This is a genomic window from Streptomyces flavotricini, assembly GCF_020639365.1.
GTDB lineage: Bacteria > Actinomycetota > Actinomycetes > Streptomycetales > Streptomycetaceae > Streptomyces > Streptomyces flavotricini.
In genome coordinates, this window is record NZ_JAINUL010000001.1 from 4,751,528 (window position 1) to 4,764,227 (window position 12,700).

12 protein-coding genes and 1 tRNA gene are annotated in these 12,700 nt (G+C 73.5%); 2 read left to right on the forward strand and 11 right to left on the reverse strand.

The window, feature by feature from the left end:
- Positions 1 to 8 precede the first annotated feature (8 nt).
- Positions 9 to 81, forward strand: a tRNA-Lys gene (locus K7B10_RS21575).
- Positions 82 to 131: 50 nt separating this feature from the next.
- Here the strand turns inward: K7B10_RS21575 and K7B10_RS21580 are convergent.
- Positions 132 to 287, reverse strand: coding sequence for a hypothetical protein (locus K7B10_RS21580; RefSeq protein ID WP_229338174.1), 156 nt, complete (start codon positions 285 to 287; stop codon positions 132 to 134).
- Between the two features lie 327 nt (positions 288 to 614).
- On the opposite strand from K7B10_RS21580, the gene K7B10_RS21585 reads away from it, so the two are divergent.
- Positions 615 to 1,598: a helix-turn-helix transcriptional regulator gene (locus K7B10_RS21585; RefSeq protein ID WP_229338175.1), complete on the forward strand. Its 984-nt coding sequence runs from the start codon at positions 615 to 617 to the stop codon at positions 1,596 to 1,598.
- A gap of 29 nt (positions 1,599 to 1,627) precedes the next feature.
- On the opposite strand, the gene K7B10_RS21590 is transcribed toward K7B10_RS21585, so the two are convergent.
- Genes K7B10_RS21590 through K7B10_RS21635 form a run of 10 tightly spaced genes read right to left on the reverse strand, consistent with a single transcriptional unit; the run spans position 1,628 to position 12,642 of the window.
- Complete coding sequence (locus tag K7B10_RS21590; protein ID WP_229338178.1) at positions 1,628 to 2,122, reverse strand: rhodanese-like domain-containing protein; 495 nt, start codon at positions 2,120 to 2,122, stop codon at positions 1,628 to 1,630.
- Positions 2,058 to 3,086, reverse strand: coding sequence for a hypothetical protein (locus tag K7B10_RS21595; protein WP_229338180.1), 1,029 nt, complete (start codon positions 3,084 to 3,086; stop codon positions 2,058 to 2,060). Before K7B10_RS21595 ends, K7B10_RS21590 begins: the two co-directional genes overlap by 65 nt.
- The gene (locus K7B10_RS21600; RefSeq protein WP_229338181.1) at positions 3,083 to 4,726 is read right to left on the reverse strand and encodes a methionine--tRNA ligase; all 1,644 of its coding nucleotides are present in this window, start codon (positions 4,724 to 4,726) and stop codon (positions 3,083 to 3,085) included. Before K7B10_RS21600 ends, K7B10_RS21595 begins: the two co-directional genes overlap by 4 nt.
- Entirely contained in the window at positions 4,723 to 5,361 is a 639-nt protein-coding gene (gene epsC, locus K7B10_RS21605; RefSeq protein ID WP_229338183.1) for a serine O-acetyltransferase EpsC, read from the reverse strand. The genes K7B10_RS21600 and epsC overlap by 4 nt, the downstream gene beginning before the upstream one ends.
- Positions 5,348 to 6,556 (reverse strand): NAD(P)/FAD-dependent oxidoreductase, encoded by a 1,209-nt coding sequence (locus K7B10_RS21610; RefSeq protein WP_229338185.1) that lies wholly within the window; start codon positions 6,554 to 6,556, stop codon positions 5,348 to 5,350. Before K7B10_RS21610 ends, epsC begins: the two co-directional genes overlap by 14 nt.
- Positions 6,553 to 7,011 (reverse strand): cupin domain-containing protein, encoded by a 459-nt coding sequence (locus K7B10_RS21615; protein WP_229338187.1) that lies wholly within the window; start codon positions 7,009 to 7,011, stop codon positions 6,553 to 6,555. The genes K7B10_RS21610 and K7B10_RS21615 overlap by 4 nt, the downstream gene beginning before the upstream one ends.
- Positions 7,012 to 7,026: 15 nt before the next feature.
- The gene (locus K7B10_RS21620) at positions 7,027 to 8,352 is read right to left on the reverse strand and encodes a SidA/IucD/PvdA family monooxygenase (RefSeq protein WP_229338189.1); all 1,326 of its coding nucleotides are present in this window, start codon (positions 8,350 to 8,352) and stop codon (positions 7,027 to 7,029) included.
- Positions 8,349 to 9,767, reverse strand: a complete 1,419-nt coding sequence (locus K7B10_RS21625) for a diaminobutyrate--2-oxoglutarate transaminase family protein (protein ID WP_229338191.1) — start codon at positions 9,765 to 9,767, stop codon at positions 8,349 to 8,351. The genes K7B10_RS21620 and K7B10_RS21625 overlap by 4 nt, the downstream gene beginning before the upstream one ends.
- A 20-nt stretch (positions 9,768 to 9,787) precedes the next feature.
- Positions 9,788 to 11,131 carry a lysine N(6)-hydroxylase/L-ornithine N(5)-oxygenase family protein gene (locus K7B10_RS21630; RefSeq protein ID WP_229338193.1) on the reverse strand — a complete coding sequence of 448 codons (1,344 nt, stop codon included), beginning with the start codon at positions 11,129 to 11,131 and terminating at the stop codon, positions 9,788 to 9,790.
- Positions 11,128 to 12,642, reverse strand: a complete 1,515-nt coding sequence (locus K7B10_RS21635; RefSeq protein WP_229338195.1) for an ABC transporter substrate-binding protein — start codon at positions 12,640 to 12,642, stop codon at positions 11,128 to 11,130. The genes K7B10_RS21630 and K7B10_RS21635 overlap by 4 nt, the downstream gene beginning before the upstream one ends.
- Positions 12,643 to 12,700 lie beyond the last annotated feature (58 nt).

Consider the following 12,700-nt stretch of genomic DNA (forward strand, 5'->3'; position numbering starts at 1 on the left):
GCACCCACGGGCCATTAGCTCAATTGGCAGAGCAGCGGACTTTTAATCCGTTGGTTGTCGGTTCGAGTCCGACATGGCCTACAGCTCACGAAGCGCCCCACCCGATCCTTCGGGTGGGGCGCTTCGGATTTTCAGGACCAGCCCGGGTCTTGAGGGGCTGACACCGACCAGCCCGGGTCCTTGGGCGGGGCTGCGAGGGTCTGAGCCTGGCCGGCGGTGCCGGTGGCGATCACCGCGATCAGGGCGGCGGCGGTGACGGTGATCAGAGTGACGAACGAGCGACGCATGGTGACGGTGCCTCTTGTTGAGCGGGTGCGGATGCGGATGCGGGAAGGGGCGGGAGTGGTTGGCCGGATCTCTCGTTCCGGCGTGTCGCCATCGTGCCGAGCCGGGCAGGGCCGTGTCGCCGGTTTGAGCTGGCACAAAGCGATCTGACATATCCGTGCCAGGGCGCTCGCCGTGTCCGCGTGATGGACGGTGTTTGTGCGGGCGCTGGCCGGTATGGACAATCCAGGGTGCAAGATCGGCCCATCGGAGGGGCCCATGCCGCCAGCGTTGTCGGTTCAGGTTCACGGTTGTGCTGCCGCTCCGAACCGCGAGCTGGGGGGCTCCTCTTGTTGGTTTCTCTTGGGCTGACCGAACGTTCCGACGCCCTCTATCGCCTCGTCCTCAGACGGCCGGATCTCGCCGTCCCCGATGTCGCCGTCGAACTCGCGCGGACCGAGGACGACGTGCGTGCGGACCTGGAGGAGCTGACGCGCCTCTCCCTCCTCGCGCCTTCCTGGCGGACCGACGGGCGGCTGCGCGCGGTGAACCCGAAGGCCGCGCTCGATTCGCTGCTCGCCCACCAGCAGGCGGAGATCGCCCAGCGCCACCGGGCCCTCGCCGAGAGCCAGGCGGCGGCGAGCGCGCTGCTGTCGCAGTACGCCGAACTGCACCCCGCCCAGCCGGCGCACGAGGCCGAGCGCTTCCTCGGCGTCGAGGCGGTCCGGGCCAAGCTCAGCGACATGTCCGCCCGGACCCGCCGCGAGTCGATCAGCTTCCATCCCGGCGGACCGGTCCCCGCCGCGCAGTTCAAGGCCAGCGAGCCGATCACCGAGGACCTCATCGCGCGCGGCGTGAAGATCCGGACCGTCTACCAGGACGCCATCCGCAACGACGCCGGCAGCCTGGAGCACGCCCGCTGGCTGACCGAGCGGGGCGGCGAGGTGCGGACGGCCCCCTCGCTGCCGATGCGCATGGTCATCGCCGACCGGGAGTTGGCGCTGATGCCGATCGACCCGGCGGACAGCGCGCAGGGCGCGGTCCTGCTGCGCGAGCCGGGCGCGGTCGCCGCCTTCTGCGCACTGTTCGACTCGGTGTGGGAGACGGCCACCCCCTTCGGCGAGCCGCCCCGGCGCAGCCTCGAAGACCCCGGCTCGCAGCCGCGCGAGCTGCTGCGGCTGCTGGCCCAGGGCTATACGGACGAGGCCGCCGCGCGCCGGCTGGGGATCTCCCTGCGCAGCGAGCGGCGGCTCATCTCGGAGCTGATGGAGAAGCTGGACGCGCAGAGCCGCTTCCAGCTCGGGCAGCGGGCCGTCGAAGAGGGCTTGTTGTAAGAAGCCCCCCCGGCTCAGAAGGCGCCGGTTCAGCAGCCGCAGGCCGCGTCCGCTGCGACCGGGGCCGTCAGCGGGTCCGGCGGCGACTGGCGGGTGCCGGCGGAGTCCTCGACGGGGAAGCCCTCCCGGGACCAGTACTCGAAGCCGCCGAGCATCTCCTTGACCCGGTACCCGGCGCTCGCGAAGGCGTACGCCGCCCGAGTCGCGCCGTTGCACCCCGGACCCCAGCAGTACGTGACCACCACGCTTGCGGGCGGCACCAGTTCGGCCGCGCGCACCCCGATCTCGTCGGTGGGCAGGTGCACGGCCCCCGGAATGCGGCCCTGCGCCCAGGCCTCGGCGCTGCGGCTGTCGACGAGCACGAAGCCCCCGGCGCCGGACTCCACGTCGGCGTGCACGTCGGCGACGTCGGCCTCGAAGGTGAAGCGGCGGTGGAAGTGGGCCGCGGCGGTGGCCGGATCAGCGGGCGGAACGCGCAGCACCTTCGAGGACGCGGTGACGCTCTGCAGAGTGGTCGTGGTCATGGTCGGTGGGCTCCTGAGGACGGGGGCGGCGTACGGCCGCCACGGCGATGAGGGTGTACAGGGCCGCGGTGGCTGCACCGGGGCCGATGAGCAGGACGGGCAGGTCCCAGCGGGCGGCCCGCCCGAGGGCGAGCACCCCGAGGGCGATCAGGCCCGCGGCCACGAGCCCGCCGCGCCGGGTCCGGCCGGTGAGCTCGGTCCAGCGGGCGGCGGTGGCGCGGAGGTTGGTGCGGCAGTACGTCCAGCAGAGCGCGGCGGAGCCGAGCCCGAGAGCGGCCGCCGCGGCCGGGGTCGGCGCCTGCGCGCCGACGGCCGGCGGGCCCGCCAGTACGGCGTACAGCGCGGCCGCGAGCGCGATGCCGAGCAGGGTCCCGCCCAGGGCCCGGCGCCGCGCCACGGCGGGAACCGCCCCTTCGAGGCCGACCCAGCCGAACAGCAGGGGCACGGCCACCGGGAACGCGCCCCACCCTTCGCCGCCCGGCCCCGGCAGCGGCCCGCCCAGCGCCCGCCAGGAGACGGCCAGCGCCAGTACCGCGGCCAGCCGCAGCCGCCGCCACGCCGGGGACGGTCCCCGCGGAACGCACCAGGCGTACGCGGCCGCGCTGCCCAGCACCAGGGCGGCGACGGCGTACGCCCGCCAGCCGGAGTCCCCGAGCGCGAACTCGGCGGCGCCCAGGGCCACTGCGGCCTGCCCGGTGGCGAAGCCGCCGAAGTAGAGGGCGGTGGCCGTGCGGGCCGGCCCCGGGCCGAGCCGGTCCCGTACGAAGGCCACGGGCCCCGAGTCCTCCGTACCGCCGGCGGCGGCGACGAGCAGGCACCAGCCGGCCAGCACCCCCGCCACCGCGACCCAGGTCCAGGGTCCGGGTCGCGGGCCGAGGGAGGCCGGGAGGAGCAGGGCCCCGGCCCCGAGGACGGCGCCCAGCACCTTCGCGGCGCCTCCGGACCGGGTGTCCGTACGCGTCACGACAACTCGTGGAAGAACAGCGGGGTGGCCGCCGGCAGCGCCGCGCCCTCCGCCAGGAGCCGCCCCTCCACGCCGTCCCACACGGGCATCCGCGTGCCGAGGTCCACCGGCAGGCCCAGGTGCCCGGCGAGGAAGGCGGACCAGCCCGGCATCAGCGGCGCCGCGGTGACCGCGACCGCGGCCAGCAGCTCCACGTGCGCCGCGAGCCGCCCGGCGTACTCGGCGCGCGGCCCGGCGGCCCGCAGCAGGGCCAGCTGCCGCAGGTCGGCGTCGGCCCGCTCGATCACGGTGGCCAGGACGTCGGCGGCGCGCTGCGGCGAGAAGGCCTCCGCGCCGAGGGCGGCGGCGATCTGCCCCGGCAGCGCCGCTCGTTCGGCGGACAGCGCGCCGTCAGCGGGCCCGGCGGCCGGCACGACGGAGTCGAAGTCCTGGGCGAGCAGGTCCAGTACGGTGTCGGTCCACCGCTCCAGCCCGCCGGCCAGGACGGTGCTGAGGGTGTCCGCGAACTCCTTCATGGAAAAGTTGTTCTGCGCCCGCTCCGGGCCGGTCAGGCACAGGTGGAAGCGGAGCGCGTCGGCGTTGACCCGGCGCAGGAACTCGCCGCCCCAGATGGCGTGGCCGCGGCTGGTGGAGAACTTGTCGCCCTCCAGCCGGTAGAACTCGTTGATCACCACCTGTGCCGGCAGGGTCAGTTCACCCTGGGCGAGGAGCAGCGCCGGCCACAGCACGGCGTGCGAGAACGAGCAGTCGAAGCCGATGAAGTTGACGATCCGGGTCTTGGGGTCGGTCCACAGCCGCTCCCACTGCGAGCGGTCGCCGTTCGCCTCGGCGACGCGGGCGGTGCCCGCCGCGTAGCCCCAGATGCCGCTGAACCAGGTGTCGAGGACGTGGCCCTCCCAGCCGGGCAGCGGCACCGGGATGCCGTAGTCCGCCTCGCGGCTGATCGCGGTGGCGGGCAGGGTCCGCTCGAACAGGCCCTCCAGGTAGGAGATCAGCCGGGGCCGCCACTCCGCCCTGGCCTGCGCGTCGGCGTAGTACGCCCGCAGGCGCTCGCGCCAGCGCTCCAGCGGGAAGACGATGCGGCGCATGGTCGTGGTCTCGGGGGCGTTCCAGCAGGCGGTGCAGCGGGGCGCGGCGAGTCCGGCCGGGTCCTGGGGCAGGCCGCAGGCCTCGCAGTACACGCCGTCGGAGGGCTCGGCGCAGAACTGGCACTCGCCGCGCACCTCGGCCTCGTACAGGTACCGCTCGCAGGGCACGCAGTGGAAGACGGGCAGCTCCTGCACCTCGAGGGCGCCGGATTCCCACAGTTCGAGGAAGAAGCGCTGGACGAACTCGGTGTGGGTGGGGTCGGTGAGCGGGCGGGTGAACCAGTCGTGGTGCATGGCGCCCAGCGAGAGGGTCTCCTCCATGCGGTCGCCGAAGAGCTTCGCGGTCGGGTAGGCGGTGGAGCCGATCTCGGCGGCCCGGCGCGGTACGTAGCAGGAGTGCTCGTCGGAGTAGCCCACGTAGCGGACGTCGTGGCCGCGCTGGCGCAGGTGCCGGGTCAGGACGTCGGCGCCGAGGAAGGGGCCGGAGAGGTGGCCGAGGTGGAGGTCGCCGTTCGGGTTCGGCGGGGCGCTGGTGACGACGTACGAGGTCATGATGCGTGGGTCCCTTCGGGGACGGTCAGGGCGGAGGAGTCGAGGGGGGCCGCGGTGTCGAGCGGCGGCAGGGCGGCGGAGGCGGCGGCGACGACGCGGCTGCGCGGCGGGAGGTCGTCGAGGACGACCGAGTGGGCGCCGATCCGGGAGTCGGCGCCGATGGTGACCGGGCCGAGGACGCTGGCCCCGGTGCCGATGACGACGCGGTCGCCGACGACGGGGTGGCGGCGGGATCCGGAGGGCCGGCGCAGGTCCTTCCACCAGCCGACCGAGCCGAGCGTGACCTGGTGGTAGAGCATCACGTCGTCGCCGATGCGGACGGTCTCGCCGATGACGACGGCGGTGCCGTGGTCGACGAAGAAGCGGCGGCCGATCCGCGCCCCGGGGTGGATCTCGATGCCGGAGACGGCGCGGGCCAGCAAGGACAGGGCGCGGGCGGCGACCCGGTGGCCGCGGCCCCAGAGCCAGTGCGCGACCCGGTAGGTCCACAGGGCGTGGATGTGCGGGTAGAGCAGCACCTCGGCGCGGGACGTGGCGGCCGGGTCCTTGGCGAGGACGGTCCGCACGTCCTCGCGCAGCACCTCGCGCAGCGGGCGCCGCACCTCGGCCTCCGGGCCGGTCTCACATGTGGTCATACGGGGCCTCCGGACGGATCGGGCGGCCCGCGAGGAAGCGCTGAGGCCGGTACGGTTCCAGCAGCTCCTGTACGGCCTTGCCGGGTACGGCCCCGCCCTCGACGATCTCCTTGGCGGCGAGCTCGGCCACGGCGGGGGCCAGCTTGAAGCCGCCGCCGCTGAAACCGAGTGCGAGGTACAGGCCGTCGGGGCCGGCCGCGCCCACGACCGGGCGCTTGTCCGGGGTGTAGCCGTCGAGCCCGGACCGGGTGCCCGCGAGCGGGGCGGTGGCGGCGGCCGGGACCCGGCCGGCGATCGCGGCGATCGCGGACTCCAGCTCGGCCTCGGTCAGCGGCTCCACGTCGCGGCCCAGTTCGGTGTCGGGCTTGCTGGGGACGCCGAAGTAGAAGCGGTTGAGGCCGTCGGGCCGGAAGTAGCTGCCGGTGGTGTCGTCGATGCAGGTCGGTACGGAGGCCGCCGACCCGCGCCGGCCCGCGCCCGGGAGCTCGGCCTGGGCCAGCCCGATCCGGCGCGCGGTGACCGGGATGTGGATGCCGAGGTGCTCGGCCGGGGCGGAGCCCCAGGCGCCGCCCGCGAGGACGACCAGCGGGGCGTCGATGCGGCCGATGGAGGTGAGGACGCCGGTGACGGTGCCCGCGGTCTCCAGCACCTTCATGGCCCGGATGCCCTCGGAGGGGGAGACGCCGAGCCGGTAGGCGGCGGTGAGCAGGGAGGCGGAGGCGGCCATCGGGTCGGCGTAGCCGCCCTCCGGCTCGTACGCGGCGAGGGCGACGCCCTCGGTCCGCAGGCCGGGGTAGATCTCCTTCAGTTCGGCGGCGTCGATGACCTCGACACGGCGGTATCCGGCGGCGTCCGAGGAGGCGGCGGCGTTGTGGCGGAGGTCGTCGGCGTGGTTCTCGCCGACGATCATGACGAAGCCGGTGCGGCGGTAGCCGCAGTCGCCGCCGATGACGTCCGACCACTGCTCGAAGACGGGCAGGCTGCGGGCGGCGAGCCGGGTGTCGGCGGCGGCCGTGTGGTGCAGCCGCAGCAGTCCGCCGGAGCGGGAGGTGGCGCCCTGGGCGTTGACCCGGCCCTGGTCGCACAGGACGATCCGGCCGATGCCGGCGAGGGCGAGCTGGTGCGCGATGGCCGCGCCGATCACCCCGCCGCCGACGACGATGGCGTCGGCGTGCGCGTGGACGATGGGACTCATGCGTCCACGCTCCGGTCCTTCGCCGCGGCGCCCGGGTCCGCCGGGCCCGCGCCCGCCGCGCCCGGGTCATCGATGCCGAACTCGGCGGCCCACTTGGCCCGGTCGCGGGCCACGGCGTCCGATCCGCCCCACCAGACGGTGACGAAGCGCAGCCGGACGTCGCCGTCGTTGGTCAGGTCGTGGTCCTGGAGCGGGGTGATGAACACGGTCTCGCCGGCGCGGACCCGGCGGGTCTCGGTGCCGATCCGCATCACCCCGCTGCCCTCGACGATGAAGAACATCTCGTTCTCGTCGTGGTCGTGGGGCGTGGAGGTGGCGCCGGGCGCCACGTCGACCCAGGCGCCGCCCCAGTTGGGCTCCTCGACGGCCTCGGGCCAGGGGAAGATCCGTCGGCCGCTGACGTTGTACGGCTCCTCGAAGACCATGTCGTCCTCGTGGGCGGTGAAGATGTGCATCGCGTACGGGTCCAATCAGGCGGCGACGGGGTGGCGCAGGCGGGCGCGCAGGTCGCGGTGGATGGTGTCGGCCTTGGCGGCCATCTGGCTGAAGGAGGTGGCGCTGCCGATGCCGTGCCGCCACTCGGTGAGCCCGTCGAGGTAGATCCCCACCTCGCAGTCCTCGGTGGTGCGGGCGCGGTAGGCGCGGGTGACCTCGGGACGGCCCTGCGCGTCCAGGCGCAGGTGGGGGACGAAGGCGGCCAGCGGGCGGGGCAGGGCGGCCTCGCGGTAGCCGGTGCAGACGATCACGGCGTCGGCCTCGATCAGGCCGCTCCCGCCGGTGAACACCTCCTCGGTGCGCAGCCGCACCCGGCCGTCCGGGGTCTGGTCGACCGCGGTGACCTCGGTGCGCTTGTGCATGTGCAGGCGCTGTCGGCCGGTGAACCGGTCCTGGTAGACGGCCTGGTAGAGGGCGGTGGAGACGTCGGGGTCCACGGCCGCGTAGTTCGTGGCCCGGGCCTGGTCCAGGGCGCGTTCACGCTGCTCGCCTTCGAGTCCGTAGAAGTAGTCGGTCTCGTCGGGGAAGTACACCTCGTTGCTGAAGTGGCCGAGCTCGTACATCCGGAAGCCCGCGTGGCGGACCACCGAGTGGATCTCGGCGTCCGGGTGCTGCGCCGCCAGGTGCAGGACGATCTCGCCGGCGGTCTGCCCGGCTCCGATGACGGCGATGGAGCGCGGCGGGCGGTCGCCGGAGGCGGCGAGGGCGGCAAGGGACGGCAGCAGCTTGGAGGCGTGGAAGACCCGTTCGCCCAGGTGCGGGCGGAACAGCTCCGGTACGTAGGCCTCGTGGCCGGTGGCGAGGGCGATGTTGCGGCCCTCCACGGTGTGCAGGGAGCCGTCGCGGGTGTCCCGGGAGAGCACGCGGGCGGTGCGGACGCGGCCGTCGGCGCCGGTGACGGGCTCGACGCTCAGCACCTCGCGGTGGTAGTCGACGGGGCCGCGGACCTGGCGGGCGGCCCACTGCACGTAGTCCGACCACTCCAGGCGGCTGACGTAGCCGCCCATCAGCGTGAACGGGTAGAAGCGTCCGCTCTGCTGGAGGTAGTGGGGGAAGGTGAAGCGGGAGCGGGCGTCGCGCGGGGTGGCGAAGTCGCGCAGGAAATGGTGCTGGATGTCGGTGCCGGGCAGGACCAGGTTGGGCTGCCACGCGGAGTCGGCGGCCCGCTCCAGGTAGCGGGCGGCCAGCGGGGCCGTGCCGGCTGCGTCGTCGTGGTCCTCGACGGCGGCGGCGAGCGCGATCCCGGAAGGGCCGAAGCCCGCCACCACCAGGTCCTGGACGGCGGTGTCGCGGGTGGTCATCGGGCACCCGCCGGCGTCGTCGGGCCGAGCGCGGCCAGGGCCGCGGTCAGGGACTCGCGGATGATCCGGCCGGCCTGGTCGATCTCGCGGGCCGAGCAGTTCAGCGGCGGCAGCATGCGCACGACGCAGTCGTCACGGCCGCCGAGCTCGATGATCAGGCCACGGCTGACGGCCTCCCACTGGACCCGCTTGGCGAGGGCTTCGGCGGGCAGCCCGGTCTCCGGGTCGGTCAGCTCGACGCCGGTCATCAGGCCGAGGCCGCGTACGTCGGCCACGTACGGGGTGAGCTCGCGCAGGCCCTGGAGGTGGACCATCAGCTGGTCGGCGCGGGCCCGGACGTTCTCCAGGACGCGCTCGCGCTTGACGACCTTCATGGTGGCGACGCCGGCGGCGAACGCGGGCTGGTTGCCGCGGAAGGTGCCGGAGTGGGCGCCGGGCTTCCACACGTCGAGCTTCTCGTCGTAGAGGATCACGGAGGCGGGCAGGCCCATGCCGGACAGGGCCTTGGAGGCGCACACGACGTCGGGCTCGATGCCGTACTGCTCGAAGGCGAACCAGGTGCCGGTGCGACCGCAGCCGCTCTGCACCTCGTCGACGATGAGGGGGATGCCGAGCCGCCGGGTGACCTCGCGGATCCGCTGGACGAACTCGACCTCGGCGGGGATGACGCCGCCCTCGCCCTGCACCAGCTCCATGATCACGGCGGCGGGCAGGGTGATCCCGCCGTTGACGTCGGTCAGCGCCTTCTCCAGGAACGCGGCGCAGTTGACCTGGCAGTCGTCCCGCTTGAGGCCGAGCGGGCAGTTGTGGCAGTTGGAGTACGGGAAGAAGTGCACGCCCGGCATCCGGCCCCGGACCGGCTCCTTCTGCTCGACGAGCCCGGTGACGCTCAGCGCGGCCAGGGTCGCCCCGTGGAACCCGCCCTGGAAGGTGATGATCTCCTCGCGGCCGGTGGCGGTCTTGCAGAGCTTGAGGGCGGCGTCGACGGCGTTGGCGCCGGTCGGCCCGCAGAAGTGGATCCGGGTGCGCTCGCGCATCGGCTCCGGCAGCATCCCGATGGTCAGCTCGGTGAACTCGTCCTTGACCGGGGTGGGGAAGTCCAGCCCGTGCACGAACTCGTCGAGCTGGCGGTGGGCGGCCGCGAGCGGCTCGGGGTGGTTGTGGCCCAGGGAGAGCACCCCGGCGCCGCTGAGGAAGTCGAGGAAGACGTTCCCGTCGAGGTCCTCCACGTACGAGCCCTTGCCGCGGCGGATCGCCATCGGCAGCTTGCGCGGGTAGGAGCGGGAGTTGGACTCGCGGCCGGCCTGGCGGTCCAGCAGCTCGGCGCTGAGCGGACCGGGCAGCGGACCGGTGATCACGGGGGCGGTGTAGACCCGCGGCGCGGCCGCGACCGGGGTGTCGATGGTGGCAGTCATGGGGAAGGGGACCTTTCCGGTCAGGCGGCGGCGAGTACGGCGCTGCGGTCGGCGGCGGAGGTGGCGGCGCCGGTCAGGCGGGCGGTCAGGGCGTCGGTGAGGCTCGCGGCGCGCAGCGACAGGAGGCTGAAGGAGCCCGCGTCGCCGATGCCGTGGCTGGACTCGCACAGGCCGTTCAGGAAGAGCGGCGGGGTGCCGTCGGCGACCGGTTCGAGCGCGTAGTCGGCGGACACCTGCAGGCGGCCGTCCGGCTCGGTGGCGAAGAGCTGCGCGAGCGGGGCCATCAGCGGCGGGCAGGGCTCCTCGTGCGGGCCGGGGCCCATGTTGCGGAAGCCGGTGGCGAGGACCGCGAAGTCCACGGTCTCGCTGATCCGCTCGCCGGTGGTGCGCTCGACGAAGTCGAGGGCGATCCGGTCCGCGCCCTCCCGGGCCACGCCCACGGCCTCGTGGTTGCCGCGGACGAACACCTTCTGGTCGCCGTCGAGCTCCTGCTCGTAGATCGTCATGTAGAGATCGCGCAGCACGTCGCCGTCGGCGGAGGAGTAGTTCGTGCCGTGCATGTAGGCGTCCAGGGCCTTCTTGCCCTCGCGGGAGGCCCGGAAGTAGTACTCGGTGAACTCGGGGAAGTAGCCCTCCTCGCTGAAGGGACTGGTGTCCTTAAGGCGCAGCGAGTGCGAGCGCGTGTACGTGGTCACCTTGGTGCGCGGGAACCGCCGGTGCAGGTCCAGGGCCAGTTCGACGGCGCTCTGGCTGCCCCCGATGACCGCCACCGACTCCGGGGCCCGCCCCCCGCCGGTCAGCTCCGCCAGCTTCGGCAGGTACTGGGTCAGGTGGAAGATCCGCGGGGTGCGCAGCGCGTCGTACGGAGCCGGGACGTACGGGGTGCGGCCCGGGCCCATCACCAGCGTGCGGCCGAGGTAACGGCTGCCCGACATGGTGGTCACCTCGTAGAGGCGTTCGCCGAACTCCTCGACGATCTCGACGCGTGCGGCCCGCTGGTTGCAGTCGACCAGGTGCGAGAAGAACCCGGCGGCCCAGCGGATGTAGCCCGCGTACTCCTTGCGGAGCGGGAACTCCGAGGGGAGGTTCAGGTGGCGCAGCAGCCGGCCCTGCTCGTGCAGGTAGTTCAGGAAGGTGTAGCGGCTGCGCGGGTTGCGCAGGGTCACCAGGTCGCGGCTCGGGTGGTTCTGGATGTCGGAGCCGTCCAGCAGCATCCCGGGCTGCCACTCGGGGCTCGGCCGGGCTTCCAGGAAGCGGGCCGTCAGCGGCGATTCGCGCTCCTCCAGGGCGATCGCGAGGGCCAGGTTCGCCGGGCCGAAGCCGATGCCGAGGATGTCGTGGACGGGAGTCGTGCTCGCGCTCATCGGGTGGTCTTCCTTGCCTTGACAGTGGTGAGGGTGGGGTTTCCGTCGAAGTCGATGCGCAGGCCGGTGATCCGGTCGGCTGCGTGGACCCGCTGGTCGGTCCGGTACCAGAGCGGGATCAGGGCCAGGTCCGCCATCGCGGTACGGTCCGCGCGGCGCCAGGCGTCGGCGCGCTCGGCCGGGTCCGTGGAGGCCCGGGCGCGCGCCACCAGGGCGTCGAACTCCGGGTTCACGTACCGGCCTTCGTTGTCGCCGTGGGCGGTGCCCTCGGCGTCGGGCGCGGTGCACGAGGAGTGCAGCAGCGGGAAGAGCATGTTGTCGGGGGTCGGGTAGTCGCAGGCCCAGCCGGCCCGGCAGAACCCGGCCGCCGCGACCGAGGTGCGGTGGTCCACCAGCCCGCGGGCGTCGGTGCGCAGCAGCACGATCCGCCAGCCCAGGACCTCCTCCAGGCCGCGGGCCAGCGCCCTGACCCAGTCGTCGTGCCCGGCGCCGGTGTTGTACGCGAACTCGACGCGGCTGCCGGGCCCGAGGCCCGCCCGCAGGGCCGCCGCACGGGCCCGCTCGGGGTCGTACGCCGACCAGCCGGAGTCGGGACCCGGTTCCGCCCGTGGGGTGTGGGCCTTGCCGAACCACGGCGAGAGCAGGGAGTGGGCCGCGCTGCGCCGCCCCTGGAAGTAGGTGTCGATCAGCCCCTGGCGGTCGATGGCCGCGGACAGGGCCCGGCGGGCGTCCAGCGAGTCCATCGGCGCCCGGTGGCAGAACGGGATCAGGTAGAAGAGACCGGCGCCCTCCTGCTCCAGGAAGCCGCCGTGGGCAGCCGCCTCGGCGGTGCGCGCCGGGGGGATCCGGGCGTAGTCGTAGTCGCCGGCCAGGAAGCGCTCGTACTCGTCGTCCAGGCCGGTGACCGCGTCGAGGATGTCGATGTGCACCTCGCGCACCTCGGGCGCGGGTCCCGTCCACAGGTCGTTGCGCTCCAGCCGGATCGCCGTCCCGTGCTCCCAGGGGCCGGCCATCTTGAAGGGGCCGTTCCCGATCGGGAGGTCGTTGTACCGCGGGTTCAGTGCCGGGCCGGCGCATTCCGGCACCGGGCTGAAGATCGGCTGGAGGGTCTTCAGGTCGAACTGCACGTCCGGCTCGGACAGTTCGACCACCAGCGTGGTGTCGTCGACCGCCGTGAAGGAGCGCACGCCCGCCAGGTGGTACGCGGTCTCCGTATTCGCCTCGGGGTCCAGCGCCCGGGTCCAGCCGCGTACGAAGCTGTGCGCGGTGACCGGCTCGCCGTTGCTGAACACCGTTCCGGCGCGCAGCGTGAAGGTCCAGGTCGTGGCGGTCGGATCGCTCTCCCAGGAACGGGCGGTGGCCGGGATCGGCGCGCCGTCCTCGTCCAGGGCGAGGAGCCCGGTGAACAGGGCCTTGCAGACGAGGATTCCCTCCCCTTCCTGGGCCTTGTACGGGTCGATGGCGGTGGGCTCCGTGATTCCCATCCGGAACACGGGGTCGTTGGCGTGCACGTGGGGCTCTTTCCGCGGTCGGTGGAGTGAGGGGAGTCGGGTGAAGTCACCGCTGACG